Genomic DNA, 26395 nt, shown 5'->3' with positions numbered 1-26395 from the left:
GCGATGTTCAAGCCATCAATATTTGGTGAACAGCGGACGATCCTCTGTTTTGGAAACGCTTACATTTTCGCTATAGAAAACATTATACCGTGTCAAAAAAATAAAGCAACATAGACCAATTTTAAAATTGGTCTTATATTTGATTGTATAATTTTGGTAAAAGTGCCACGCTTTGTAGGTTAGATCCACAGAGCGGTACCAACGTCTGACAACTATTTGTGGTACAATAGTTCTAGCTAATTTCCGATAAAAATTTAAGAAATATGACAAAACAACTTGAAAAATAGTGGCAAATGCCATCTGAAAATTGTCAGATAGCGCAGTAATAGCGTATATTTTCATTGAATGAGAGGTAAACACATGATTCCAAAGCGTGGGTTCTTTCAACCCTTAGAAATAACGGGCCAAATTAGTTGGTTATGGTGGGGAATTGCGCTGTTGGCTGGTCTCATTACTTGGAGTGAGTTGGAGTTCAAACTCGCCCTACCAGTGATTGGTTACCTAATCATCGTCCTCCTGTTAGGTCTGATACTTGTTTTACGCCGACGCCTATATATCGTCGGACCACGACTATTTTTAGGGCATGTCTTGACGTCAGAATATGAAGAAATTTCATTTGTGAAAGTTGAAAATTGGCAATTAAATGGGCACGTATTACAATTCACACGTGCCGGCCGTGATCGGAAATATTGGTTGAGTAAAAATATCACACAACAAATTAAGGATTATATGAATACCCATGACGGACAAAATCACAATTAATATCACAGATCAAACGGGCCGAATTGATGCCATTTTGGCAAATCAAGATCTACCGTATTCCCGTACAGTTTTAGCAAATTGGGTACAATCAGGCGAAGTGCTTGTTAACGGACAACGGGTGAAGCGCTCGTACAAAGTCACTGCCGGCGATGTCATTAGCATTCAGCCACCAGTCGTACAGCCAACCGAAATTGTCGCCGAAGCGATGCCATTAGATATTGTGTATGAAGATGCAGATTTATTAGTGGTCAATAAGCCACAAGGGATGGTTGTGCACCCAGCAGCAGGGCATACGTCTGGCACATTGGTGAATGGTTTGTTACACCATGCACCATTATCGATGATTAATGGCGAATTCCGACCAGGGATTGTCCATCGTATTGATCGTGACACCAGTGGGTTGTTAATGGTTGCCAAAAACGATCAAGCCCATCAAGCACTCTCTGCACAATTGAAAGCGCATAAAAACGACCGTATTTACTATGCACTCGTTCGCGGTGAATTTGAAGAAAATACTGGGACAATTAACGCACCAATCGCCCGTCATGCTATTGACCGTAAAAAGCAAGCGGTCCAAGAAGGCGGACGTGAAGCGGTGACGCATTTTGAAGTGATCGCCCGTTACGTTGGTTATACATTACTCAAGGTACGCTTAGAAACTGGTCGTACGCATCAAATCCGTGTCCATTTAACTTACATTGGCCATCCTATTGTTGGGGATCCGGTTTATGGTGGCGCACAAAAGCTACCTGGTGTGACTTTAGCAGGTCAATTATTACATGCCAAAACACTATCGCTAACCCAACCAACAACCGGGGAAACCCTTACGTTTGATAGTGAAATACCCGCATATTTTGCGCAGGCTTTAGCAACTTTGACCCCAATTAATCCGCAACATGATTAATAACAGATTAAGAAAGGAGCTGTGTGGTTGTGTAACCGCATAACGAGAATATGGCAAATAAAGAAGTATTAGATAACGCATCATTACAACGTGCGTTGACGCGTATTACTTACGAGATTATTGAACGTAACAAGGGCGGGCAAGATCTTGTCTTGGTCGGCATTAAAACACGTGGTGAGTTCTTAGCCCATCGGATCGCGAATCGTCTAGAACAATTAGAAGGGGTTAAGATCCCAGTGATGGCCATTGACATCACTAATTTTCGTGATGATGTCTTGAATCGTGATGATAGTTTAGGTCTCAATGCTGAAGAAAAAACCAATATTTCGGATAAAAATATTGTGTTAATTGACGATGTGTTGTTTACAGGTCGCACAATCCGCGCCGCGTTGGATGCCTTGATTCATATTGGCCGACCAAATACCATTGCTTTGGCGGTACTGGTTGATCGTGGGCATCGGGAACTCCCAATTCGCGCAGACTTTGTTGGGAAGAATATTCCAACGGCGCAAAATGAAAAGATCAAGGTCTTGGTCCAAGAAATTGACGGCCGTGACGCCGTTGAAATTGTCCATTAATAGGAGATATAAAGTAGGTTATTTGGCAATTTTGTGACCTATTGTGAGTAATAGATATGAAACGGCACTTAATTCTTGAGGATGGCACGGTATTTCAAGGCTTAGGCTTTGGTGCACCGGCAACGACATTTGGCGAAATTATTTTTCATACAGCCATGACTGGTTACCAAGAAATCATCACCGACCCGATTTATGATGGGCAGATGATTGTTTTTGCGATGCCAGTTGTCGGCGCCGCTGGGATTCATGCAGAGGCGTATGAATCGGTGAAACCAACGATTCGAGGCATGATTGTGCATGATCTGGCGGAAGTCTCTGTTAATCGGCAACGTCGGATGAATTTAGACCGCTTTTTAAAGCAAAATAATATTCCTGGTTTGTACCAAGTAGACACACGGCAGCTTATCCGGCATTTGCGCGAGACGGGACCACAAAAAGCCACTATCGTGGATTATGCTGATGAACACGCAGTGGATCAATTGGTGGCCACGGTGTTAACCAATAAACAGGTGCAAAACACCGCAACGCCAAAGCCCTATGCCAATCCAGGGCGAGGTCGTCATATTGTCGTGATTGATTTTGGTTTAAAACACGGCATTTTACGGATGCTTGGTGATTTTGATGCCAATGTCTCTGTTTTACCTTATACAACAACTGTTGAAGAAGTGTTGACGCTTGATCCGGATGGTATTGTACTGTCAACTGGACCAGGGGATCCGCGCACATTGCCAGAAAGTGTGTTAACGCTGATTCGTGTTTTGCAAACCAAGGTTCCAATGTTGGGGATTGGCTTAGGGCATGAATTATTTGCGATGGCCAATGATGCGGAACTTAAGCCACTTCAGTCCGAACATCACGGGATGAATCATCCTATTCAAGAAATTATTTCACAACAAATTTTTTATGCGATGCAGGGTCAAGGTTATGCGGTCGATGAAGCAACTATCAATCGAAAGAAAATGATTGTGACGTATCGTGACTTGGTTGATGGCGCTGTCCAAGGGTTGCGTCACCGTGAATTTCCCGCTTTTAGTGTCCAATTTTTCCCTGATGCTGCCCCAGGGCCATTAGAAGCCACCGCTGTATTTGCAGATTTCTTTGAAACGGTAGAAGATTATGTCGAACATTTCAACCAATACTAATATAAAAAAACTGCTCTTTATCGGTGCGGGGGCCAATGACTTTGGCCGCGAGGCAGAACATGATGCAGCAATTTATCAAGTCATGCCAGAACTTTGCGGGCATGGCATTGATGTTTTTGTCATTGATGAAAATCCGTATGCGCTGGCTTTAGAGAGTTTAGCAGCGACTACCTATTGGCAACCGCTGACAGTCGCCAACATTAAAGCTATTATCAAGGAAAATCATATTGATACGGTGATGCCACTGTTTGGTGGCGAAGCCTCGCTGCGGATCTGGGCCGAAGTTGTCCAAAGTTGGTCACACGGTGATGGGGCACTACCGCATACGCTTGGTCTCAGCATTGAGATGTTACTGAAAGTGAATAATTTACCGGCATTAACGCAGCTGATGGCCGAAAATGGCTTACCGGTAATTACGAACTACGTGCTCAAAGCACAGGACGAAGCGAATGAGTTATTACGTGAATTGCATTTACCGTTAATGGTGCGTGCCTTACATCCTAACCAAACCAACACACGTCACATTATTGAACGATTAGATGACTTTGAAGACGCGATTAACCTCGCGAAGTCGCAGTCCGTGACGCAAGAAGTTATTCTTTCACGGGCTATCAATGGCCTCAAAGAAGTCAGTTTAGAGATTTTACGTGATGCACGCGGGAATAAAATGCAAATTGGCGCGAGTGAAGATATGGATCCAATTGGTATTCATACGGCTGACTCCCTCAGTGTCTCACCAATTTTGACGATTCAAGATCAGTTGATTAGTCGTATGCGAGACTACGCTTTTCGAGTTGCTGATATCTTGCAATTGCAAGGGATTATGCATGTCCAATTTGCAGTCGATGACGATACCGATAAAATTTATGTCATTAAAGTATCCCCTTATATTGACCAAATGGCGACGCGCATGGCTTTGGCTACGGGGTACCCAACGATGCTTGTGGCCATTAATCTAGCAATGGGCATTCCGTTGGAAGAAATTGTGTTACCACACAATTTTGGACCACAAACAGCGATGATGGAACCCATGATGGATCACGTGGTGGTTAAATTACCAATCTTTCCATTTGGTGAACTGGCTGAAGCTGGGGTACATGTGAAACGCCAGCTTAATAGTGTGCAGAAGTCCGTGGGGACAACCCTTGGCTTTGGCCGGACGTTTATTGAGTCTTTAGAAAAGGCGATTCGGTCGGCGCACTTTAACAATGCGAGTTTCTCGCCAACGAACATGGCCCACATTAACGATGATGAATTGATTCAACAATTGATTCATCCACAAGATAACCGTGTACTCTTGTTGGTTGAAGCGATTAAACGCGGGTATGAAATTGATGAACTCGCGGAATTAACAGATATTGATGAATTCTTCTTCCATCAGTTGCAACATTTACACCAGTTGGAAACGGCTATTGAAGCCGATGTGGATAGTATTGCTGCACTAAGACGTGGGAAAAGATACGGCTTGTCAGATGGGTTGATTGCCCGTTTTTGGCATACGGATTTTAATATTATTCGGACCTTAGCCCAGGAACATCACATTGATGTGACCTATAAGGCGGTTGAACCATCTGCTGGTGAATTCCCAGAAAATGCGCGGCAGTATTATGCAACCTTTGAGTCAGAAAATGAGTCTAAGCAGGTCGCAGAAGACGCGATTTTGGTGATTGGCTCGGGCGCTTTTCGGATGGGGGATGCGGCATCTGGTGGTTATGCGACGACAATTACGCTGTCAGAATTGCGCCGGTTGCAGTATCCAACCATTATTATGAACAATAATCCCAGTGACGCGACGTTGTTACCACATTTAGCGGATAAGCAGTATTTGGAACCATTGGAAATTTCTGATGTGATGCAGGTTGTTGAATTAGAACAGCCAAAGGCAATTGTTATTCCTGGTAACCGGCGCAAGTTGATTCGTGCTTTACGTGAATTGGGACAGCGGGTAATTATTTTGCCAAAGGAAAAGCATACGCCTAGCGGACCAGATGAAAACGAGTCAGAGTTTGCGCTAAACGTCTTTTTTGATGGCGACAAAGTCTATCCAATCAATATTACCCAACACATGGCTGGCGAGATGCGGGTGATTGCCCCTGCTGGTGAGGTACCAAGCCGGTTGCTGGCAACAACAAAAACACTAGAAAATCCTGGTGTTTACCAAGTGATTTGGTATGAAAAAACGGTTCAGTGGCGTCGGGAAGTTGATTTGGCACCGATTAATGATGGTACTTGGTTACGCCCAATGCCATTTGGGCAAATTGCTTTCTTGACAAAAGTTACGCATATCGAATGGTTACGTTTAACGATTCGGGCAGCTTTGCATGAAATGACCGTACAGGATTTGCAACTATTAGCTGATATTGCGCATCATGCCAAATCACAACCGTTGGCATTGGTGGCAGCTGACGTGAATTATCGTTTGCATTTGCAACCGAGTGAAGTCATTGATGGTACAAGATTTGAAATGGGAGTAGGTGTGAGCGACTATGGGCGATCGGAAGAAGTATGAGACGCACCTCTTTAAGGGAATTCTCGTGACGCAAAATGCATCGGGGCGTTTTGAACCAAAAGCCGATGCGATGCCACATTTGTGGCGTACGGGAAAACATACCAAGGGGCAATTTAAACAAATTGGGCAAATTTTCTTAACGGAAAACGGCCAATCGGTGGCGGTGTTACAGCAAGATAAATTAGCTTTTAATCAACGCCATGATTTCACCCCGCTACAACGGTGGACCGCAGAATACGTGCCACTTGAATTATTGACCAAGTGGTTATAAAAAAACCTGAACAACATGATGTTCAGGTTTTTTATATGCGGGCGGGTTTAATATGCTTACTTGTAAAGTGAAAGAGTGTAGCATTGATGATAATAATGAGGCCGCTGAAAATGAAAATAGCCCGATAATCATATAGACTAGCGACAATGGCCCCCATCATGGGACCAATCACAGAACCTAATGACTGAAAACTTTGGTTATAACTGAAAATACGACTGGTCATTTCAGTGGGTGAGTTTTTAGAGAGTAAGGTTTGAACGGCTGGTAACATGGTTGCATCACTAATACCGACCAAGAATCTAAAGAACATTAACATACTGATACTGGTCACAAAAGCGGTAGGAATAAAGGCAATGACCCCAATCATAAACCCAATTTTAATCATGCGATGGGTTCCGACGCGATCACCAATTCGGCCAAAATGCGGCGCCGCAATCACGGTTGCGATACCTGGCATGGCAGCCACAATACCGGCGATAAACGTGGTGTCGGCACCATGATGTAAGATTTCTCGAACAAATAAACTCACAATCGGGTTAATCGCTGTGTTGACGGTTTGAACTAACATGGTGGTCACAAACAAGCCGACAATAAGTGGTTTATTAGGGATATTTTGCCAAAGCGTTTTGGTGGAGACACGTGATACGCGTAGGGCAGCGGGCCGGGGCGATTCCTTAACCAGGAACAACGTTAATATAAACACGAGAAACAGGATGATGCCGGTAATATGAAATGAGGTGCGGTAACTGAAAAAAGTTGCCAAAATCCCACCAAACAGTGGGCCAACCAAATTACCAGCGGTCATGCCCGTCACTAAAATACCAAGGGCTTTCCCAGCATGTTTTTTCGGTGTTTGAGTTGCCACTAGGGCATTCGCATTTGAAATGAAGCCACCCATAGCACCTTGCAGGGCGCGTAGGATAAATAATTGCCACACATTGGTCACATTCCCCATTAAAAATAAGACAATTGACATACCAAAGGCGGCGCGTAACAACATGAGCTTGCGCCCTTTGCTATCGGCTAGTTTACCCCAAAATGGTGACACAATTGCCGTGACTAAAAACGACACGGCAAAGACAGCACCAGAATAAAAGCTTAATTGGTCTTTATCAAATGTCCCTAGTGTGTCAATGTAAAGGGACAAAAACGGCATGACCTCACTCAATGCAACCCCAGTCATAAAGACGCCAAACCAGAGGACAAAGACATTTCTTTGCCACAATGGCTCGCCATCCGACTGAGATTCTTGCGTGTTTTCAGGCATATAGATCTTCCTCCGAGAAAAAATTGATAGTCTTAGTGTATGCTTCTTTGTCAAAATATGCACGTTATAAGACTTAGCTTGTGAATGTATTAAATTTTTATTATAATGAAACTACGTTTGAAAACGTATCAAGGCATGTTGCGGTTTTTAAAATAGTGATGTGTCTTCCGGAATTAAATGAAGGGAATGTGCTTTCTTGCATACACTTGTTTGAAGTACATCGACCAGATTTGGTGATCGATCAAACGACTGTGTGCCAGATAGCGCGCAAAACAATATGGCAAGAACTAAGAGTTATTCAGGGCAAGAAGTCCTTGATATGGTTGGGCAATATATGGCACCAGCAGATGCCGAAAAAGTCAAATTGGCTTATGACTGGGCGTCAGAGCTCCACCACAATCAGTTCAGAAAATCTGGTGAACCTTACATTATTCACCCCATTCAGGTGGCAGGGATTTTAGCCGAGCTTAAGATGGATACGGCAACGGTTATTTCCGGCTACTTGCATGATGTGGTGGAAGATACACCAGCCAGCATCCAAGACATTGAAGAGAAGTTTGGCGCAACGATTGCGCAAATTATTGACGGTGTCACAAAGATTAGTAAAATCGAATACAAAAACTCACGAGAACAGCTTGCGGAAAATCACCGAAAGCTGCTTTTAGCCATGTCCAAGGATATTCGTGTCATTATTGTCAAACTCGCCGATCGTTTGCACAATATGCGCACGTTAGGCGCGTTGCGAGAAGAAAAGCAGCGTCGTATTGCGAGTGAGACGTTGGATATTTATGCACCATTGGCCGATCGCTTAGGAATCAGTACGATTAAGTGGGAGCTTGAAGACCTCGCTTTGAGTTATTTAGATCCAGAAAAGTATTACATGATCGCGTCACAAATGAATATGAAACGTGACGAACGGATTCAGTATGTTCAAGAAGCGGTGACGGAAATTACGCAGGCTATTCAAGATCTTGAATTGGGAAATGTGAGTGTTTACGGGCGGCCAAAGCATATTTATTCGATTTATCGCAAGATGACGGACAAGCATAAGGCGTTTGAAGAAATTTATGATTTGTCAGCGGTTCGGGTCCTCACTGATACGATTCCAGATACGTATGCGGTCCTTGGTGCGATTCATTCCAAGTGGATGCCATTACCTGGTCGCTTCAAAGATTATATTGCGTTACCCAAAGCCAATGGGTATCAAAGTTTGCATACCACAGTGATTGGCCCAAGTGGCCGTCCTTTGGAAGTGCAGATTCGGACCCATACCATGCATGAAGTTGCGGAGTTTGGTGTGGCAGCCCACTGGGCCTATAAGAAAAATAAGGGCTCAAATAAAGAAGCCAAAGTCAATGACCAAAACCAGCAGGCATTGAACGTGATTCAAGGGATTCTAGAATTACAAGAGGATGCCAAAAACGCTGAAGACTTCATGGCTGGCGTACAAGGGGATCTCTTTAGTGATCGTGTTTATGCATTCACGCCACGTGGGGATGTCTTTGAATTGGCAAAAGGCGCTGGACCACTTGATATGGCTTTCTCAATCCATACGAATGTGGGCATTAAAACAACAGGGGCCAAAGTCAATGGTCGCATTGTGCCACTAGATTATAAAATCAAAACTGGTGATATTATTGAAATTATCACCAGTTCAACAGCTAAGCCAAGCCGCGACTGGTTAGACATTGTCTCCACGCGTCGGGCACGCAATAAAATTAAGCAATATTTCAAGCAACTTGATCGCGAGGATAACATCGAAGCGGGTCGTGACTTGTTAGCGCGTATCTTACAAGACACTGGCTTTGATCCGGCAGCTATTTTAACGGTTGATCGGTTGGTTAAAACAGCTGAAGCCCTGCATTATCATACGTATGAAGATATGTTGGCGGCGCTTGGTTATGGCGATGTTGCCGTACCAGGGGTAGCCAATAAGTTAACGGAAGCCATTCGTGAAGCCCAGCAAGAAGCGGAAACGGCGGAATTGCAACGGGAATTGCTTGAAGAAGGTCACGAAATTAAACGGGTTGAAACAGCACTCACCCAACGGCAAAAGGCAACTGCTGATGATATTGTGATTGCTGGTGTTGATAATTTACTGGTACGTTTGGGGCGTTGTTGTACGCCAGTCCCAGGAGATGACGTCACTGGCTACATTACCAAAGGTCGCGGCATTTCGGTTCACCGCGTCGGTTGCCCAAATATCCGCGCGGCCGAGACACAAGGGCAACGTTTGGTGGATGTACAGTGGGAAGATGAAAAGGGGCTCAAGCCTAACTATGACGCTGATTTGACGGTTCATGGTGAAAACCGTAATGGGTTACTCAATGATGTCTTACGGGCTGTCAATGGTCGGACAAAGTTTGTCAACTCAGTGAACGGACATGTGACTAAAAACGGCATGGCGCAAGTGTCATTATCAATTGGCGTGAAAAATAGTGAACAGCTCGGCAATATTATGGATGCTCTCAATAATCTGCCAGCTGTCTATGATGTGGAACGGACATTCCATTAAAAAACGGGCAATGTAATTTTTTATCAAACGATTAGGCGTGTTTTCATGTTATATTTTTAATATTACTTTTTAATTTGAAATGAGCGCAAAATGAAGACCCCAATTTTAATGGCCATTGCCCCCATTACTCAGTCACAGCAACCAGGGATGTTGTTAGTCGATAAACAGGCAAAAAAAGTGTACTTTACAGCACAACAATTACCGGAACCAAAGTCCCAAAAATGGTTACTCTGGCTACTGATTATTAGTAGTGTCTTAGTGACCCCATATTGGTTGTTTGATAAATTACTGCATTTACCCCATTTTCCAATTCATCAGCCCATCGTGTGGTGGCTTGTCTTAGTTATTACATTGGGCATTCCAATTATTGCTTGGTATGTGGGTCGGCAAAAAGTCCACTATGACTTTCAGCAAGTAAAACCCTTAGCCGTGGACCAAAGTACCTTAGACAAAGCGTTAAAATACTGGTGGTTTGAACGGTTATGGGTCGCGACAGTCTTGTTGTTGTTACCACCAACATCAGTCCTGTTTTTAGTACTTTATATGATTAAACGTGATCCATTAGATGCTTTATTGATTACGGTGCATGCGACACTGTTTATGCGGCGTTTGATCCCGCACGCCTTTTCCCGTATCATGGTATCTAAACGTGATATTGAGGAGTGGGAAAAATGAAAGTTGTGTTACAACGTGTCAAATCGGCACAAGTCACGATTGATGACCAAATTGTTGGGCAAATTAAAGCTGGCTTTGTGTTATTAGTGGGTGTTGCTGATGACGACACAACGGCTGATATTGATTATCTGGTTCGAAAGATTAGTCAGTTACGTGTCTTTGAAGATGCGGATGGGCGGATGAACTTGAGCATCCAAGCGATTGCTGGCGAAATTTTGTCTATTTCTCAATTTACATTGTTTGCGGATACGAAGAAGGGCAATCGGCCGAGCTTTACCAAAGCTGGCCAACCAGCCTTTGCCAGCATGATGTACGACCAGTTTAATGATGCCCTACGGGATGCAGGGTTACCGGTTGCAACCGGCCGATTTGGTGCCGATATGGCAGTGTCATTAGTGAATGATGGCCCAGTAACCATTCTATTTGATACAAAAGACAACTAAAAAAGGTTCGGCTAAGCCGAACCTTTTTTAGTTGTGATGTGTTTGTCGATAATGATAATACCAACCAAATGGGACGAGACTTTCAGTCCCGTTTTTAATACGTTGGATATTTGAGCGGTGCCGGTAAAAGACAAAGCAAGTTAACGCGGCCGCTACTAAAGTCAAAATGAGATCGTGATAGAAAAATGACGTGATCAGGGCAAAACTAAAGCCAACCATTGAACTCAACGACACCATTGACGTGAGCAGTAACATGATAATAAAGACTGCCGAGACTAGGATGAAAAATTGTGGGTTGTAGGCGAGTAAGACACCAGCTGAGGTGGCCACCGCTTTGCCCCCTTTGAATTTAATCCAAATTGAGAAGGTATGCCCAATGATGGCTGCAATACCAACCAACATGGGGTTGATCGGACTGTGGAAAAGGATGGGTAACAAGCCAGCAGCTGTCCCTTTTAAGAGATCAAGGACGAGTGTGACGGTACCAGCGACTGGACCAAGGACGCGAAAGGAGTTGGTCGTGCCGATATTACCGGAACCTTCATCACGAATATCCTTGTGATAAAAAATGAGGCCAATCCAATATCCCGGTAGTAATGACCCGAGAAAGTAAGCACAGACGAACATCAGTATTGTAGAAAACATAGTTTAACTCCTCAATATTGTGAATAAACACAAAGTTAATTCTATCATAAAAAGTCATCGTAAAGGGGGAGACATATTGAAAATGTTATTTTGAGTCTTGTCAGAATAAGTTTTTTAATCTATGATAATATAGATTGACGCATGATCACGAACAGTTGTTCAATCATGACAATGTTTTAAAATAAGAAAGATATGAGTATTCATGGCAGAAAAAAATCACTATGATTCAGATTCAATAAAAATTCTTGAAGGTTTAGAGGCGGTTCGTAAGCGTCCAGGGATGTACATTGGTTCAACTGACGGCCGTGGTTTGCATCATTTAGTTTATGAAATCGTTGATAATGCAGTGGATGAAGCCTTAGGTGGCTTTGGTAATGATATTCGGGTCACAATCCATGAAAATAATGCCATAACAGTGCAGGATTTTGGCCGTGGGATGCCAGTTGGCATGCACGAATCAGGTAAACCTACGCCTGAAGTTATTTTAACAGTGTTGCATGCTGGTGGGAAGTTTGGTCAAGGTGGCTATGCCACTTCTGGTGGTCTCCACGGGGTGGGGTCATCGGTTGTTAACGCCTTATCTGAAAGTTTGCAAGTCACGATTGTGCGTGATGGTCACAAGTGGCAAGAAGACTTTGTGAACGGGGGCCATCCCGTTGATACGCTCCGTGATCTTGGGCCAACGACTGAGCATTCAGGGACAACGGTTAAATTCAAGCCAGATCCGTCATTATTTAGCGCGACAGTCTACAAGTATGACACGTTATCTGAACGTTTACGCGAATCAGCCTTTTTGATGTCAGGCGTGAAGTTTACCTTAACGGACGAACGTGTGCAACCCGCGCGGGTAGAAACGTACCATTATGAAAAAGGGTTAGAATCATTTGTTGGTTTCTTGAATGAAGATAAGGCCACGATTGGCCCAGTCATGACATTTGAGGGCGAACAATCAGGGATTGTGGTTGAAGTTGCGGCGCAATACAATGATGGCTATTCCGAAACGCTCCTATCATTTGTTAACAATGTGCGGACGCAAGATGGGGGAACCCATGAAGTAGGCTTCCGGACGGCTTGGACAAAAGCCTTTAACGAATATGCCCGTAAGGTCAATTTGTTAAAAGATAAAGATAAAAATCTCGAAGGTACTGACGTGCGTGAAGGCTTAGCTGCCGTTATTTCGCTACGTGTGCCGGAACAATTCTTGCAGTTTGAAGGCCAAACTAAAGATAAACTTGGGACACCAGAAGCGCGCGGTATTGTGGAGTCCGTTGTCAATGAAACGTTGAGTCGTTTCTTGATGGAAAATGGTGATTTTGGTCAAAACTTGATCCGTAAAGCCATTCGGGCACGAGAAGCGCGTGAAGCAGCGCGTAAAGCCCGCGACGAAAGCCGAACGGGGAAGTCCAAGGGACAAAAAGAACGGCTATTATCGGGTAAGTTAGCGCCTGCGCAATCAAAAGATGCGACGCGTAATGAACTCTTTTTGGTCGAGGGTGATTCAGCCGGTGGTTCTGCTAAGCAAGGCCGTGATCGTAAGTTCCAAGCGATTTTGCCTTTGCGTGGTAAGGTTTTGAATACCGAAAAGGCTAAGTTGGTCGACATTTTAAAGAATGAAGAAATTTCAACGTTGATTTATGCCATTGGCGGTGGTGTTGGGAATGACTTCAAAGTCTCTGATACAGCCTTTGATAAAATCATCATTATGACGGATGCCGATGATGATGGGGCGCACATCCAGACACTCTTGTTGACGTTCTTTTATAAGTACATGCGACCATTGATTGAGGCCGGTCGGGTGTATATTGCCTTACCACCGCTTTACCGCGTGAAATATGCATCAAAGAAAATGGCTGACCGATTTGCGTGGACAAATGACGAATTGGAAGCGATTACGAGCCAAAGTGATGCGCGTTATGAATTGACACGCTTTAAGGGGCTGGGTGAAATGAATGCGCCACTCCTATGGGAAACAACCATGAATCCTGAAACACGGACTTTGATTCGTGTGAAAATCGATGATGCTGTACTGGCTGAAAAGCGCGTGACAACATTGATGGGCGATAAGGTTGAACCACGTCGTGACTGGATTGAAGCCAATGTTCACTTTACATTAGATGAAGCGGGTTCAATTTTGGATACGGTTGATGGTGATCCGACAAATGCAAGTGACGTATTTGAAAAAGCCCGTCAGCATGAAAATAAACCAGTCGTCGCGACGAAGTCAGCAGCATCAACGGGACCAGTGATTACGAACTGGCAAAATGGACAAGACAACGGCGCTTGATTTTTGCGTTGTTGGGATTAATTTGACGAAAGTCTTAGTCGCCGCGTACGTTTGTGCGCGGCCTTTACATCTGACTTTGCATGCATTCTATTTGAAAGGAAATGTGTCTAATCGTGTGACGGCTGTTAGACACTCGTATATATGGCAGATCGTATAACTGAACTCTCACTGGAAGCAGTGATGGGGGAGCGCTTTGGGCGCTACTCAAAATATATTATTCAAGAACGTGCGTTACCGGATATTCGGGATGGGCTTAAGCCTGTGCAACGGCGGATTCTTTTTGCGATGGACCAAGATGGTAATACGTATGACCATCCTTATCGTAAATCAGCTAAATCTGTTGGAAATGTCATGGGTAACTTCCATCCGCATGGTGACTCATCAATTTATGAAGCGATGGTACGGCTATCACAAGATTGGAAAGTGCGTGAACCGTTAATTGACATGAACGGTAACAACGGGTCAGTCGATAATGATCCAGCAGCGGCGATGCGTTATACCGAAGCGCGTTTGTCCAAGATTGCTGGCGAAATGATGGCTGATTTGGGACAAGAAACGGTTGATATGGTGTTGAACTTTGATGATACGACCTATGAACCAACTGTATTGCCATCACGTATCCCAAGTTTGTTTATTAATGGGGCAACAGGGATTTCTGCGGGTTATGCCACCGAAATCCCACCGCATAACTTAAAAGAAATCAATGCTGCGTTAATTTACTTGTTGGATCATCCTGAGGCACCGTTATCAGCGTTGATGCGCTATGTCAAAGGTCCTGATTTCCCAACTGGTGGGATTATTCAAGGTCTTGACGGGATTAAAAAAGCGTATAAGACAGGACGTGGTAAGATTGTCGTTCGTGCCAAAACGGAAATTTCTGACCTTAAAGGTGGGAAGAAAAAGATTGAAATTACCGAGTTACCTTATGAAGTTGTCAAGTCAAACTTGGTATCAAAAATTGATGCCATTCGCTTGAATAAGGAAGTTGCGGGCATTGCGGAAGTTCGTGATGAATCAGACCGTGAGGGAATGTCAATTGTGATTGAACTTAATAAGGGAACGAATGCCGAAGGTATTTTGACTTATTTGTTCAAGAAGACAGATCTTCAAATTTCTTACAACTTCAACATGGTGGCCATTCATGACCAACGGCCAGTGACAGTTAGCTTAAAGCAAGGCCTACAAGCGTTTTTAGATTTCCGAAAAGAAGTCGTGTTGAAGCGTTCTGCCTTTGAATTAGCAAAGGCACAAGCCCGTCAACACATTGTTGAAGGCTTAATTCGGATGTTGTCAATTTTGGATGAGGTCGTGACCACCATTCGCGCTTCTCAGAACCGTAAGGATGCCACGCAAAACTTGATTGACAAGTTCCAATTCACCCAACCGCAAGCAGAAGCGATTGTAACTTTGCAACTTTATCGTTTGACTAATACAGACGTTACGCAATTAGAAGCCGAATTTGCGACATTAACCGCTAAGATTAATCATTTGAATTTGATTCTAACAGAAGAATCAGCCTTAAAAGATGTGATTCGTGAGGAATTGACAGCCATTACGAAAACGTATACTACCCCACGTCGCTCACAAATTGAAGCTGAAGTGGAAGATTTGGTCATTGATACAGCGGTTACGATTGCCGAAGAAGATGTCCAAGTATTGGTTTCCCGTAATGGTTACTATAAGCGGGCCTCATTGCGTTCTTATAAAGCATCAGATGCTGACAATGGGTTGGCTGACGATGATTTGCCAGTCTTTGTGGGTCAGTTAAATACCACGCAACATTTGTTTATGTTCACGAATAAGGGGAGTGTCATTTACCGGCCAGTTCATGAATTACCAGACTTCAAGTGGAAAGATACTGGCGAACATTTCTCACAACAGCTAGCTAATTGGCGACCAGATGAATATGTGATCCAAGTGGTCGCAGTTGATCATCTGGCACAAGGTGGGGCGTTTACTATCGTGACAAATGATGGGTTCATCAAGCAAACGGCCTTGGCTGACATGGTGCCTAAAGCTTATAAGAAGAAGACGGCAATGGCCATTAAGCTCAAGACTGATGATAGTCAGGTTGTCAATGTGGCTTATACGCCAACCGTTACGGATCAAGATGTACTCTTGCTCTCACATAATGGTGTTGGGTTACGCTTTGGGCTAAGTGATGTACCAGAAATTGGTGCCCGTACGGCGGGTGTCAAGGCGATGGATCTTCGCGGGGATGATACCATTCAGGCTGCCTTAATGGTGACCTCACCAGATCAACAGGTTGCCATTGTGGCGGAAAACGGCGCCTTTAAATACATGCCAGTTGCTGAAATTAATCATTCAAAGCGTGCTAATAAAGGCTTATTGATCTTTACACAAAAGAAGACCGTGCCTTATCATGTGGCGGCTGCGACGTTGTTTGATCAAGATGTGACCGCACTAGAAATTTTGACAAGTCGCTGGCAAGTACAAGATTTGCAGTTAAGTGACTACAGTCCGTCACAACGTGTGGGTAACGGCCAATATGTTGTGGACGTGAAGAAAAACGGCACGCCTTGGCTGGTTCGGCCTTTGGCGATTGCTGGGACAAAATAATTTTTTTCTGCTAAAATAAACGTATATTGAACGAGGAGACATTCACGCATGGCTAAAACTTTAGTTTTCGGACATAAAAACCCAGATACAGATACAATTGCTTCAGCAATTGCTGCCAGTTACTTCTTAAACCAAATTGGTGAAGAAACAGAAGCAGTTGCACAAGGCACACCCAATGCGGAAACGCAATTTGCTTTGGACTATTTCAAGGTTGCTGCACCGCGGGTGGTGACGTCAGCGGACACAGATACAGTCGTCTTGGTTGATCATAACGAAGCAGCGCAATCAGTTGATAACTTGGCTGATGTCACTGTAACGGGTATTTATGACCATCATAAGTTTGCCTTTACAAATGCAACACCACTTTATATTATTGCTAAGCCATGGGGCTCAGTCGCAACAATCTTGTATTACGAATTCAAGCAAGCACAAATGGCTATCCCAGCAGACGTTGCTGGTTTGTTAGCTTCAGCAATTATTTCAGATACATTGTTGTTAAAGAGTCCAACAACTACAGACTTTGATGTTACAGCTTTGAAGGCTTTGGCTGACATTGCTGGTCTTGAAGACTACGAAGCTTATGGTTTGGCCTTGTTGAAGGCGGGTACAGATTTGTCATCACGCACGGATAAGGAATTGATTGATGGCGATGCCAAGTCATTTGACATGGGTGGTCACCAATTCCGCATTGGTCAAGTCAACACAGTAGCCATTGAAGATGTGTTGTCACGTCAAGCTGGTATTGAAGCGGCGATGACTGAAGAAGGCTATGACAACTTCTTGTTTGTGATTACAGACATTTTGAATTCAAATTCAAAGGCCATTTTCTTGGGTGAAACAACAGCTGCTGTAGAAGCTGCGTTTGATGGCCAATTGGTTGACAACGTGATCGACTTACCAGGTGTTGTCTCACGTAAGAAGCAAGTTGTTCCACCACTTGAAGCACAATTTTAAGTCGTGATACCGTGAGTTGTTGGGCAGGGATTATTTAATTTTAACGAACAGGTTTTCGTCAAAATTGATAAAAACGCTTTACACTGATAGGCGGTTCATGTATAATAACTAATTGTATTGACAAGCAAATAATTTTAACAAACCACATTAAGGAGTAAGGATATGCGTATTCACGTGATTCTAGGAAATGATGAAACTGGTGAACGTATTTACTTGACGTCTAAAAACCGTCGTAATACACCAGATCGTCTTGAGTTGAAGAAGTACTCACCAAAACTTCGCAAAGTTGTAACATTTAAGGAGATTAAGTAATATGGCAAAGAAGTCAAAGATTGCTAAGGCACAAAAGCGTGAAGCTTTGGTTGCAAAGTATGCTGAAAAGCGTGCAGCATTGAAGGCGGCTGGCGATTACATTGGTTTGGCTGCATTGCCAAAGGATTCATCTCCAGTACGCGTACACAACCGCGATTTGATTGATGGTCGTCCTCACGCTTATATGCGTGAATTCGGTATGTCACGTTTGAACTTCCGTCAATTGGCACACAAGGGTCAAATTCCTGGTGTGCGTAAGGCTTCTTGGTAAGATCAAGTTTTCGTTGAAATTGCGTAACTTACACCGGTAAGCATTACGTGGGCGCGTTAAAAGTCAATTATTATAGCATCAGCTAAATACAGTGACTGCCTCAATGAGCATAGCGAATGGGGTCATAAAGGTTCACACACAAGTAAAACCACAGCAATGTGGTTTTTTGTTTGGTCAAAAATAGCATGTTGTTTGCACTTTCTTAAAAATTGCGCTATACTAGAGAGTGTTAATTTACATAGATATTGTAAATGAGCGGGTCACAGTATATGGGGCCGGCTCATTTTTTATGAAATTGGCACTTGCTTGCAATACAGATACAAATTCATCAAAGGAGGGTAGGTAAATGGCAAATAAAGTCGAACAAGAAATCACGGCATTGATCACACCGATCTTAGTTGAACAAAACGATTTATTGTGGGATTTAACCTATACAAAAGAAGGTGGCCAAAAGATTTTGCGGATCATGGTTGATAAACCTGATCATGCTTTTATCACGATGGCAGACATCACGGACTTTACCCAGGCCGTTAACGAACTTTTGGATACGGTTGAGTCAGATCCAATTCCGGAAGCATATTTATTGGATATCTCATCACCTGGTGCCGATCGGCCATTAAAGCAGCCTTGGCATTATCGTTGGGCTCAGGAAGCTGACGAAACAATCCTAGTTGCGCTCTTTGCAGCCAAAGAAGGCCAAAAGAAGTGGCAAGGGAAAGTGAAATCTGTGACTGATGATGGGATTGTTTTGTCAACAGCGCAGGGTGACTTATCACTTCAATTTGATGAAATTGCTAAAGCAGTGCTGGATATCCAGTTTTAACGCAATGGGTTGATCCTGTTGTTAAAGGGTTTTGATTGTTGTATCAATACAAAGCTGGCAATCGTTGCCGGAAGAAAGCACACTATTAATTAAATGAGGATAGGCGAATGAGTAAAGAATTAGTCGACGCGCTCGATGCCCTTGAAGCTGAACGCGGGATTGAACGCGCGGTTGTGATTGAAGCCTTGGAAGACGCCTTAAGAGCGGCTTACAAGAAGCAATACAATGCAGAACAGAACGTTGAAGCCGTTTTTGACACTAAAAAAGGGAATGTTGCCATTAAGCAAGTCAAAGTCGTTGTCTTAGACGAAGATTTTGAAAACGAAGATACGGAAATTCCTTTGGAAGATGCTTTGGCAATTAACCGTGCCTATGAACCAGGCGATGAAATTCGTTTTGATGTCACACCAAAAGATTTCGGTCGGATGGCCGCACAAGCCGCAAAGCAAGTGATTGTGCAAAAAATGCGTGAAGCTAGCCGCGAAGCGATTTATAATAAGTTTGCGGACTATCAAGATGAAATCATCACGGGTGAAGTTGATCGTCAAGATACACGTTTCTTGTACTTGACTTTGCCTGGTAATCAAGAAGCAGCCATGGCACCGGCTGATCAAATGCCAAACGAACATTACCGAATGGGTGATCGTATCAAGGTTTTGGTCAACAAAGTTGAAAATAATGCTAAGGGTCCACAAATCTTTGTGTCACGGACAGCGCCTGACTTGGTTAAGCGTTTGTTTGAACAAGAAGTACCAGAAGTGTATGACGGTACAGTTGAAATCATGAGTATCTCACGTGAAGCGGGCGATCGCTCAAAGATTGCGGTTTATACGCATGATGCTGACCTTGACCCAGTTGGGGCTATGGTTGGGCAACGTGGTGCCCGTGTACAAGCCGTTGTTAACGAACTTGGCGGCGAAAACATGGACATTGTGGAATGGGTGGAAGACGAAGCGCAATATATTGCCAACGCCTTGAACCCATCAGAAGTCACAGATGTGATTTTTGATCCAGAAAATGACCGTGCTGTCACAGTCATTGTACCAGACAATCAATTATCATTAGCAATTGGTAAGAAGGGCCAAAACGCCCGTTTGGCAGCCCGCTTGACTGGCTTTAAGATTGATATCAAATCTGAATCTGAAGCCGCTAACAGTCTCGTAGCGGAAGCACCAGTTGTTGTCGAAGACGAAACAAACGAGTAATCTGATAGAAAGGAAACGTGTTTCTGCTCAAACGGGCACAAAGACACGCTAGATATTATGAAACCTAGAAAAATACCTATGCGAAAAGACATCGTTACCGGTGAAATGTTTCCTAAAAAAGAACTTGTGCGTGTTGTGCGCGACAAAGAAGGACATGTGAGCTTAGACCCCACATCAAAAGCCAATGGTCGCGGTGCTTATATTGGTTTGGATCGTGAGATTGCAGCCATTGCAAAGAAAAAGCGCATTTTTGATAGAGCATTTGAGGTGAAGATTCCCGATGAGTTTTATGACGAGCTTATCGCTTATGTTGACCATCAACAAGCGCGACGGGAGTTGTTTGGTGATAAGTAAAGACGACCAAATTTTAAATCTCCTTGGCTTAGCCATGCGTGCTGGTAAGTTAGTATTGGGTTCTGACCCCACATTAACGGCCATTCGTGGCAATAAAGTACAACTGGCTTTTTTCCCAAGTGATGGTGGCCAAAGTCAAGCAAAAAAATTCGCTGATAAAGCAGCGTTTTATCATGTCACACTGATTCAAGACTATACCAAAGCGCAATTAACCGATGCTATCGGCGTAAATCGCAGTGTATTTGCGATTGCGGATCGCGGTTTTAGTCGCAAAATTAAACAATTAATTTCAGAAAAGGAGCGGAACTAAATGGCAGAAGAAAAGAAATTCTCAGGCTCAAACCGTCCTGCACGAAAACAGGCAGTCCCAGAACGTAAGGAATTGCCCGCATCACAACGCCGTCATGCGGCAAAATTGACAGAAGGATCAGCCTCACAAGCAGGTGCTGGTTCACGGTCAAGTCGTCCTGCACGCCCAAATAATGGTCAAGGACAAACACGCAATACCGCTCGTCCAAATGGTACGGCAGCTAGTCGTCCTAACAATGGTGGTAACCGTAATAGCCGTCCTGGCTCACGTTTACAACCAACTGGTGGTCGCCCAGAAATTCGCGAAAAGAAGAGCTGGTCAACTAAGCCACGTGAAGGCCAAGTGGATTACTCAAAGCAAACAGATAACAGCTTGAAGCAATACGTGAGTGAAAACGAAAAGCGTAAGCAAGCTGCCGCTGCGGCTAAGGCACCTAAGAAGCCTGCTGCACCAGCAAAAGCTGCTGCAAAGCCAACTGATGCTAAGAAGCCTGCGGCTAAGGCAGCAACGACAACAACGGCACCAGCAGCTGGCGCAGGTAAGTTTGGTGGTGCTTTGGCATCTGGCAACAACTCAGCACGGAATAACTCACGTAAGCGCAATACCAATGGTACTGGGCAACAAACACCACGTCGTAACGATAAGCCACGTGGTTCAAAGAAGTCACGTCGTATTGCGGCTAAGAAGGGCCCAGTAACGCCAGTGACTGAACGTAAGGAACAGCCACTACCACAAGTATTGGAGTACCGTATTGGTATGAACGTGCAAGACTTGTCAAAGTTGTTGCACCGTGATACAGCTGAAATTATCAAGAAGTTGTTCTTGTTGGGTATCGTGACCAACCAAAACCAATCATTGGATTCAGATACCATTGAAATTTTGGCAGCCGATTATGGCATCGATGCGCAAGTGAAGGAAGAAGAAGACGTCGCTGATATCGATAAGTTCTTTGATGAAGATAACATCGATGAAGACAAGTTGGTATCACGTCCACCAGTTGTTACCATCATGGGACACGTCGATCACGGTAAGACAACTTTGTTGGATTACTTGCGTAACTCAAACGTGACAGAAGGCGAAGCCGGCGGTATCACACAACATATTGGTGCTTATCAGACACAACTTAACGGTAAGACAATCACCTTCTTGGATACACCTGGTCACGCGGCCTTTACGGAAATGCGTGCGCGTGGTGCTAACGTGACTGATTTGACGATTTTGGTTGTGGCGGCCGATGACGGTGTCATGCCACAAACAATTGAAGCTATCAATCACGCCAAGGCGGCTGAAACACCAATCATCGTTGCTGTTAACAAGATTGATAAGCCAGGGGCTAACCCTGATGATGTCATGAACCAATTGATGGCCTATGATTTGGTGCCTGAAGAATATGGTGGTGACACAATCTTTGTTAAGATTTCAGCGAAGTTTGGTCAAAATGTTGACGAATTGTTGGAAATGATCTTGTTGCAAGCTGAAGTGCTTGAATTAAAGGCCGATCCTGATATGCCAGCACGTGGTTCAGTTGTTGAAGCACGTTTGGACAAGGGTCGTGGTCCAGTGGCAACTGTCTTGGTACAACAAGGCACAATGCGTGTCGGTGACCCAATTGTTGTGGGTAACACTTATGGCCGTGTCCGGACAATGACTAATGAACGTGGCGTTGAACTGGAAGAAGCTTTGCCAGCCACACCAGTTCAAATTACTGGTTTGAACGATGTACCACAAGCTGGTGATCGTTTCATCGTTATGGCAGATGAAAAGACAGCGCGTGCCGCCGGTGAAGAACGTGCTAAGCGTGCGCAAGAAGCAGTCCGTAACTCAGGTTCTGTTGTGACTTTGGATACATTGTTTAGCACAATGTCTGAAAAGGCCATGAAGACAGTGCCAGTTATCGTGAAGGCGGATGTGCAAGGTTCTGTTGAAGCACTTTCTGGTTCATTGAAGAAGATTGAAGTCGATGGCGTACGTGTGGATATCATCCATACAGCTGCTGGTGCAATTAATGAATCTGATGTCACTTTGGCATCAGCGTCAGGCGCTATTATTATTGGCTTCAACGTTCGTGCCACACCATTGGCCAAGGCGCAAGCTGACTCTGATAAGGTTGACATTCGCTTCTACAACGTCATTTATAACGCAATTGATGATGTTGAAGCAGCCATGAAGGGTCAACTTGAACCTGTTTATGAAGAGAAGGTTATTGGAACTGTTCTCGTTAAGGAACTGTTCAAGTTCTCTAAGGTTGGTATTATTGCCGGTGCGATGGTTGAAGAAGGTAAGATTACCAAGGACTCAAAGGTTCGTATCATGCGTGATAGCGTTGTGGTTTATGATGGCGAAGTGGCCTCATTGCAACGTGGTAAAGACGCTGTGAACGAAGTGAAGATGGGCTACGAGTTCGGCTTTACAGTTTCAAAGTTCAACGATATTCGCGTCGGCGATGTGGTTGAATCATACATTATGGAAGAAGTTAAGGTAAAGTAAGCCAATCGGCACTTTATCGCTTGTATTAAAAGAAAAAGGGGGCACAAGTTATGGCTAATCCACAACGTGCAGGTCGCCTCGCACAAGAAATCCAACGTGACGTGACGGATCTTTTGCTTAAGCGGATCAATGATCCACGCGTAAAAGACGTGACGGTAACGAGTGTTGATTTGTCTGGTGATTTGCAAATTGCAACAATTTATTATTCAATCTTGTCTGATTTGGCAAGTGATGGGCAAAAAGCGCAAGCTGGTTTGGAAGCGGCAAGTGGTTTGATCCGTAAGGAATTAGGGGCACGCTTGACGGTTTACAAGACACCTGAATTACGCTTTGTTCGTGATCAATCTGTCCAATATGGTAATCATATTGAAGATTTGATTCGCAAGCTACATGCTGAAAATTAATAAATGATAACATCTCAACGCTACTCTAAAAGGGGTAGCGTTTTTTGTGTTAGAATAGACTTATATTAATTTGACTAAAAAATGAGGACTTCGAAAATGACAAGCTTGCCACAATCTTTAAACCCAATCATTGCCGATATGGCACCTGATCGGTTATTGGGCTTTCAAGAAAAAGTGCGCGATATTCCAGGTGTGTTAAAGCTGACGTTTGGTGAGCCTGGCTTTGCAGTTGATGATCGTATCAAACAGGCAGCGGTTGCGGCGATTGAAGGTGATCGTTCACACTACGCCGAGAGCCAAGGTGAACGGGCATTACGCTTGGCAGCAGTCGATTATTTTAATCAAGCCTATCATTTAAATTATGCTGGTGAAGAAAATGTGATTGTCACGCTGGGTGTCAGTGAAGCCATCAACGTGGTTTTCCATACCTTGTTGGCCGATGGAGACGGGTTATTAATGCCTGAACCCGCTTACGGGCCATACTTTACCTCACTAGAATTGGCGCGTGGGACGCGGATTACCATTGACACCACGCCTAATCGTTTTAAGCTGACACCAGAAATGGTTGAAGAAGCCATTGCCAAAGCCACGGTACCAGTGCGGGCGATTTTGATGAATTACCCAACCAATCCAACGGGTGTAACCTATTCACGTGATGAAATTATGGCACTGGCCGCCACGTTCAAAAAGCATGGCATCTGGGTCATCTCGGATGAAATTTATGCGGTGCTGACTTATGATCAAGAACACGTGTCATTTGCGGAAATTATTCCTGATCAAACGATTTATATTAATGGTTTATCAAAGTCACATGCGATGACAGGTTATCGCGTCGGCTTTATCTTGGGGGCCGCAGAAGTAATTGCGCAAATGCAAAAAGTCCACGGGGCGTTGACGTTTGCCATTCCAACGTTTATTCAAGATGCCGCATTGGTCGCCTTGCGCGATGTGACCACAGCGCCACAAGCAATGCGTGATGTTTACAAAAAGCGACGTGATCGCATTTTGCCACAATTAGTTGCGTTAGGTTTTGATGTCGTGGCACCAGAAGGGGCGTTTTATTTGTTTGCCAAGTTACCAGCTGATTTAGGGGATGATGGCGATGAATTTGCGTTACAGTTAGCAAAAGAAGGTAAAGTTGCCGTGATTCCAGGGTCTGGTTTTAGTGCGGCGGCCAAAGCTTATATCCGGATCTCTTATGCAGCATCCGATGAAGATTTGGATGAGGGTATGCGACGGTTGACAGCTTATATTAAGCAACGTCGTGGGAATTAAGTGAGAGGTAGTCTATGAACTGGTGGCAAAATTTATTTATATCATCCAGCAAGCACGCAACAGTGGCATCAACCGGACAATTAAATGCTGTTCAGATTGCGCGTAAATCGGAATTGCCTGTCATTGTGGCACCAGTCACGGGACAACTGCAAAGAATTACGCTCGATAATGACCAGTTAAACAATCGTCATGGTTTTATGATGATTCCAAACGGCCGTGATATCATGTCACCAGTGGCAGGGATTGTCACAGATGCGGTACCACAGGCGATCACAATTCGCAGTGAACGTTACGGGACTGTTACCGTGCAAGTGATGTGTGAAAAGGCTCAGGATGTCAGATTGGCATCTTATCGTGCGGGGCAACAATTACACGCAGGCGATTTGATTGGTTCAGTTCGTCAGCACGATCAGTCTGTTCGCGTGTATGTCTTATTTGAAGCGCAGGCGACGCCATTTGTCAGCTATGGTGCAGTTTATGCTGGACAAAATATCTGGCGGTCGCAAGAGGAAATCGATGCAAAAGAATAATCCAGTTGACGGCATCTTGGTCGTCAATAAACCAAAAGGGGTCACGTCATTTGACGTCGTGGCCAAAGTAAGGCGCGCTGTCGGTCAAAAAAAGGTCGGTCATGCTGGGACGTTAGATCCCAATGTTGATGGTGTCTTAGTTGTCGCTTTGGGAAAAACAACCAAACTAATTGATGAATTACAAGCACGACCAAAACGTTATATCGGCGAAATTACGTTAGGTTTTGCAACGGAAACTGAAGACCTTGACGGGGACGTGGTAGCCGAACAACCGATTACAACGCCTTATACGGACGCAGCCATTGATCAGGCTATTGCGCAATTGAACGGGCCAATTCAACAAGTACCACCGATGTTTTCAGCTGTTAAAGTCGCCGGCAAACGTCTATATGAATACGCACGGGCAGGTGAAACTGTGACGCGACCAGTTCGTGATGCCATGATTTATGATTTTCATCGGACATCAGCAGTGCGTTATCAGCAACAACAGCAAAAATTTAACTTTGAAGCAACAGTGTCAAAAGGGACGTATATTCGGACACTGGCCGTTGACACCGGTAAGCAATTAGAAGTCCCAGCGACCATGACCAGCTTAACGCGAACGATGGGGAGCGGGATGCCTTTGTCAGCGGCAACGCCATTAGAAACGATCACGTCGTTGCCACGAGAAGATGTCTTAAAGCTAGTCGTCCCCATTCAAACGGTGTTGACATGGCCGGTGAAAGCTTTGACGGATGACGAGTGGTTTGCGGTCAAAAACGGGCAAAAAATCACCACCTGGCCAGCGGCCGACACTTATTTGCAGTTAACTTATCAAGGGGAATTAAAGGCAGTTTATGCGTATCAAGCTGCTGAACACCACTGGCAATCACGCTATGTGTTTACAAACGAATAA

Annotated in this window: 25 protein-coding genes; 23 read left to right on the top strand and 2 right to left on the bottom strand. The window is 44.3% G+C overall.

All coding sequences use genetic code 11. The features are described 5' to 3' along the window. Positions 1–360 precede the first annotated feature (360 nt). From A9176_RS08005 to A9176_RS07980, 6 genes are read left to right on the top strand one after another with little or no spacing between them, the layout of a single operon-like run. Positions 361–762 carry an EbsA family protein gene (locus A9176_RS08005; RefSeq protein WP_077283111.1) on the top strand — a complete coding sequence of 134 codons (402 nt, stop codon included), beginning with the start codon at positions 361–363 and terminating at the stop codon, positions 760–762. Continuing rightward, a complete protein-coding gene (locus A9176_RS08000; protein WP_077283109.1) occupies positions 740–1666 on the top strand; it encodes an RluA family pseudouridine synthase in 927 nt (308 codons plus the stop codon). The genes A9176_RS08005 and A9176_RS08000 overlap by 23 nt, the downstream gene beginning before the upstream one ends. Before the next feature lie 50 nt (positions 1667–1716). Continuing rightward, positions 1717–2244: a bifunctional pyr operon transcriptional regulator/uracil phosphoribosyltransferase PyrR gene (gene pyrR / locus A9176_RS07995; RefSeq protein WP_010000485.1), complete on the top strand. Its 528-nt coding sequence runs from the start codon at positions 1717–1719 to the stop codon at positions 2242–2244. Between the two features lie 56 nt (positions 2245–2300). Continuing rightward, positions 2301–3386 (top strand): carbamoyl phosphate synthase small subunit, encoded by a 1086-nt coding sequence (locus A9176_RS07990; RefSeq protein WP_010000484.1) that lies wholly within the window; start codon positions 2301–2303, stop codon positions 3384–3386. Continuing rightward, positions 3361–5895 carry an ATP-grasp domain-containing protein gene (locus A9176_RS07985; protein WP_077283107.1) on the top strand — a complete coding sequence of 845 codons (2535 nt, stop codon included), beginning with the start codon at positions 3361–3363 and terminating at the stop codon, positions 5893–5895. Before A9176_RS07990 ends, A9176_RS07985 begins: the two co-directional genes overlap by 26 nt. After that, a complete protein-coding gene (locus A9176_RS07980) occupies positions 5873–6166 on the top strand; it encodes a DUF7671 family protein (RefSeq protein ID WP_077283105.1) in 294 nt (97 codons plus the stop codon). Before A9176_RS07985 ends, A9176_RS07980 begins: the two co-directional genes overlap by 23 nt. A 31-nt stretch (positions 6167–6197) precedes the next feature. Here the strand turns inward: A9176_RS07980 and A9176_RS07975 are convergent, their stop codons facing one another. After that, positions 6198–7433 carry a multidrug efflux MFS transporter gene (locus A9176_RS07975; RefSeq protein ID WP_077283103.1) on the bottom strand — a complete coding sequence of 412 codons (1236 nt, stop codon included), beginning with the start codon at positions 7431–7433 and terminating at the stop codon, positions 6198–6200. 277 nt (positions 7434–7710) lie between these two features. On the opposite strand from A9176_RS07975, the gene A9176_RS07970 reads away from it, so the two are divergent. The 3 genes from A9176_RS07970 (at position 7711) to dtd (ending at position 11066) form a co-directional block, all read left to right on the top strand. After that, positions 7711–9948, top strand: coding sequence for a RelA/SpoT family protein (locus A9176_RS07970; RefSeq protein ID WP_077283281.1), 2238 nt, complete (start codon positions 7711–7713; stop codon positions 9946–9948). Between the two features lie 90 nt (positions 9949–10038). After that, a complete protein-coding gene (locus tag A9176_RS07965; RefSeq protein WP_077283101.1) occupies positions 10039–10623 on the top strand; it encodes a hypothetical protein in 585 nt (194 codons plus the stop codon). After that, complete coding sequence (gene dtd, locus A9176_RS07960; protein ID WP_029510392.1) at positions 10620–11066, top strand: D-aminoacyl-tRNA deacylase; 447 nt, start codon at positions 10620–10622, stop codon at positions 11064–11066. Before A9176_RS07965 ends, dtd begins: the two co-directional genes overlap by 4 nt. 27 nt (positions 11067–11093) lie before the next feature. On the opposite strand, the gene plsY is transcribed toward dtd, so the two are convergent. Beyond that, positions 11094–11711, bottom strand: a complete 618-nt coding sequence (plsY, locus tag A9176_RS07955) for a glycerol-3-phosphate 1-O-acyltransferase PlsY (RefSeq protein WP_029510391.1) — start codon at positions 11709–11711, stop codon at positions 11094–11096. A gap of 202 nt (positions 11712–11913) precedes the next feature. On the opposite strand from plsY, the gene parE reads away from it, so the two are divergent. The 14 genes from parE (at position 11914) to truB (ending at position 26395) form a co-directional block, all read left to right on the top strand. Continuing rightward, positions 11914–13995, top strand: a complete 2082-nt coding sequence (parE, locus tag A9176_RS07950) for a DNA topoisomerase IV subunit B (RefSeq protein ID WP_077283099.1) — start codon at positions 11914–11916, stop codon at positions 13993–13995. A 141-nt stretch (positions 13996–14136) separates the two neighbouring features. Next, positions 14137–16575 carry a DNA topoisomerase IV subunit A gene (gene parC, locus A9176_RS07945; protein ID WP_077283097.1) on the top strand — a complete coding sequence of 813 codons (2439 nt, stop codon included), beginning with the start codon at positions 14137–14139 and terminating at the stop codon, positions 16573–16575. 48 nt (positions 16576–16623) lie between these two features. Then, positions 16624–17529, top strand: a complete 906-nt coding sequence (locus A9176_RS07940; RefSeq protein WP_077283095.1) for a manganese-dependent inorganic pyrophosphatase — start codon at positions 16624–16626, stop codon at positions 17527–17529. A gap of 162 nt (positions 17530–17691) precedes the next feature. Continuing rightward, positions 17692–17841, top strand: a complete 150-nt coding sequence (gene rpmG, locus A9176_RS07935; RefSeq protein WP_010000472.1) for a 50S ribosomal protein L33 — start codon at positions 17692–17694, stop codon at positions 17839–17841. A 1-nt stretch (position 17842) separates the two neighbouring features. After that, the gene (gene rpsN, locus A9176_RS07930; RefSeq protein WP_010000469.1) at positions 17843–18112 is read left to right on the top strand and encodes a 30S ribosomal protein S14; all 270 of its coding nucleotides are present in this window, start codon (positions 17843–17845) and stop codon (positions 18110–18112) included. A 346-nt stretch (positions 18113–18458) separates the two neighbouring features. Further along, positions 18459–18935, top strand: coding sequence for a ribosome maturation factor RimP (rimP, locus tag A9176_RS07925; RefSeq protein WP_077283093.1), 477 nt, complete (start codon positions 18459–18461; stop codon positions 18933–18935). A gap of 107 nt (positions 18936–19042) precedes the next feature. Continuing rightward, positions 19043–20140 carry a transcription termination factor NusA gene (nusA, locus tag A9176_RS07920; RefSeq protein ID WP_010000466.1) on the top strand — a complete coding sequence of 366 codons (1098 nt, stop codon included), beginning with the start codon at positions 19043–19045 and terminating at the stop codon, positions 20138–20140. A gap of 57 nt (positions 20141–20197) precedes the next feature. Continuing rightward, entirely contained in the window at positions 20198–20494 is a 297-nt protein-coding gene (gene rnpM, locus A9176_RS07915; protein WP_010000465.1) for an RNase P modulator RnpM, read from the top strand. Further along, positions 20484–20804: a L7Ae/L30e/S12e/Gadd45 family ribosomal protein gene (locus tag A9176_RS07910; RefSeq protein ID WP_010000464.1), complete on the top strand. Its 321-nt coding sequence runs from the start codon at positions 20484–20486 to the stop codon at positions 20802–20804. The genes rnpM and A9176_RS07910 overlap by 11 nt, the downstream gene beginning before the upstream one ends. After that, entirely contained in the window at positions 20805–23291 is a 2487-nt protein-coding gene (gene infB / locus A9176_RS07905) for a translation initiation factor IF-2 (RefSeq protein ID WP_077283091.1), read from the top strand. 50 nt (positions 23292–23341) lie between these two features. Then, complete coding sequence (gene rbfA / locus A9176_RS07900; protein ID WP_077283090.1) at positions 23342–23695, top strand: 30S ribosome-binding factor RbfA; 354 nt, start codon at positions 23342–23344, stop codon at positions 23693–23695. 96 nt (positions 23696–23791) lie between these two features. Continuing rightward, on the top strand, positions 23792–24970 hold the full coding sequence (locus A9176_RS07895; protein WP_077283088.1) for an aminotransferase class I/II-fold pyridoxal phosphate-dependent enzyme: 1179 nt from the start codon (positions 23792–23794) through the stop codon (positions 24968–24970). 14 nt (positions 24971–24984) lie between these two features. Continuing rightward, positions 24985–25500 (top strand): PTS sugar transporter subunit IIA, encoded by a 516-nt coding sequence (locus tag A9176_RS07890; RefSeq protein ID WP_077283086.1) that lies wholly within the window; start codon positions 24985–24987, stop codon positions 25498–25500. Next, positions 25487–26395 carry a tRNA pseudouridine(55) synthase TruB gene (truB, locus tag A9176_RS07885; RefSeq protein WP_077283084.1) on the top strand — a complete coding sequence of 303 codons (909 nt, stop codon included), beginning with the start codon at positions 25487–25489 and terminating at the stop codon, positions 26393–26395. Before A9176_RS07890 ends, truB begins: the two co-directional genes overlap by 14 nt.

The organism is Leuconostoc garlicum, assembly GCF_001998805.1.
Lineage (GTDB): Bacteria > Bacillota > Bacilli > Lactobacillales > Lactobacillaceae > Leuconostoc > Leuconostoc lactis.
This window is presented reverse-complemented; position numbering and strand designations above follow the sequence as displayed.

Bases quoted from the DNA above. Each gene is read 5' to 3' on its own strand.
- A9176_RS07895 (WP_077283088.1), top strand. From the start codon at position 23,792: ATGACAAGCTTGCCACAATCTTTAAACCCAATCATTGCCGATATGGCA.
- pyrR (WP_010000485.1), top strand. From the start codon at position 1,717: ATGGCAAATAAAGAAGTATTAGATAACGCATCATTACAACGTGCGTTG.
- A9176_RS07980 (WP_077283105.1), top strand. From the start codon at position 5,873: ATGGGCGATCGGAAGAAGTATGAGACGCACCTCTTTAAGGGAATTCTC.
- rpmG (WP_010000472.1), top strand. From the start codon at position 17,692: ATGCGTATTCACGTGATTCTAGGAAATGATGAAACTGGTGAACGTATT.
- A9176_RS07890 (WP_077283086.1), top strand. From the start codon at position 24,985: ATGAACTGGTGGCAAAATTTATTTATATCATCCAGCAAGCACGCAACA.
- truB (WP_077283084.1), top strand. From the start codon at position 25,487: ATGCAAAAGAATAATCCAGTTGACGGCATCTTGGTCGTCAATAAACCA.
- plsY (WP_029510391.1), bottom strand. From the start codon at position 11,711: ATGTTTTCTACAATACTGATGTTCGTCTGTGCTTACTTTCTCGGGTCA.
- rpsN (WP_010000469.1), top strand. From the start codon at position 17,843: ATGGCAAAGAAGTCAAAGATTGCTAAGGCACAAAAGCGTGAAGCTTTG.
- parC (WP_077283097.1), top strand. From the start codon at position 14,137: ATGGCAGATCGTATAACTGAACTCTCACTGGAAGCAGTGATGGGGGAG.
- A9176_RS07990 (WP_010000484.1), top strand. From the start codon at position 2,301: ATGAAACGGCACTTAATTCTTGAGGATGGCACGGTATTTCAAGGCTTA.
- infB (WP_077283091.1), top strand. From the start codon at position 20,805: ATGGCAGAAGAAAAGAAATTCTCAGGCTCAAACCGTCCTGCACGAAAA.
- rbfA (WP_077283090.1), top strand. From the start codon at position 23,342: ATGGCTAATCCACAACGTGCAGGTCGCCTCGCACAAGAAATCCAACGT.
- A9176_RS08005 (WP_077283111.1), top strand. From the start codon at position 361: ATGATTCCAAAGCGTGGGTTCTTTCAACCCTTAGAAATAACGGGCCAA.
- parE (WP_077283099.1), top strand. From the start codon at position 11,914: ATGGCAGAAAAAAATCACTATGATTCAGATTCAATAAAAATTCTTGAA.
- A9176_RS08000 (WP_077283109.1), top strand. From the start codon at position 740: ATGACGGACAAAATCACAATTAATATCACAGATCAAACGGGCCGAATT.
- rimP (WP_077283093.1), top strand. From the start codon at position 18,459: ATGGCAAATAAAGTCGAACAAGAAATCACGGCATTGATCACACCGATC.
- rnpM (WP_010000465.1), top strand. From the start codon at position 20,198: ATGAAACCTAGAAAAATACCTATGCGAAAAGACATCGTTACCGGTGAA.
- A9176_RS07965 (WP_077283101.1), top strand. From the start codon at position 10,039: ATGAAGACCCCAATTTTAATGGCCATTGCCCCCATTACTCAGTCACAG.
- A9176_RS07970 (WP_077283281.1), top strand. From the start codon at position 7,711: ATGGCAAGAACTAAGAGTTATTCAGGGCAAGAAGTCCTTGATATGGTT.
- A9176_RS07975 (WP_077283103.1), bottom strand. From the start codon at position 7,433: ATGCCTGAAAACACGCAAGAATCTCAGTCGGATGGCGAGCCATTGTGG.
- dtd (WP_029510392.1), top strand. From the start codon at position 10,620: ATGAAAGTTGTGTTACAACGTGTCAAATCGGCACAAGTCACGATTGAT.
- nusA (WP_010000466.1), top strand. From the start codon at position 19,043: ATGAGTAAAGAATTAGTCGACGCGCTCGATGCCCTTGAAGCTGAACGC.
- A9176_RS07985 (WP_077283107.1), top strand. From the start codon at position 3,361: ATGTCGAACATTTCAACCAATACTAATATAAAAAAACTGCTCTTTATC.
- A9176_RS07940 (WP_077283095.1), top strand. From the start codon at position 16,624: ATGGCTAAAACTTTAGTTTTCGGACATAAAAACCCAGATACAGATACA.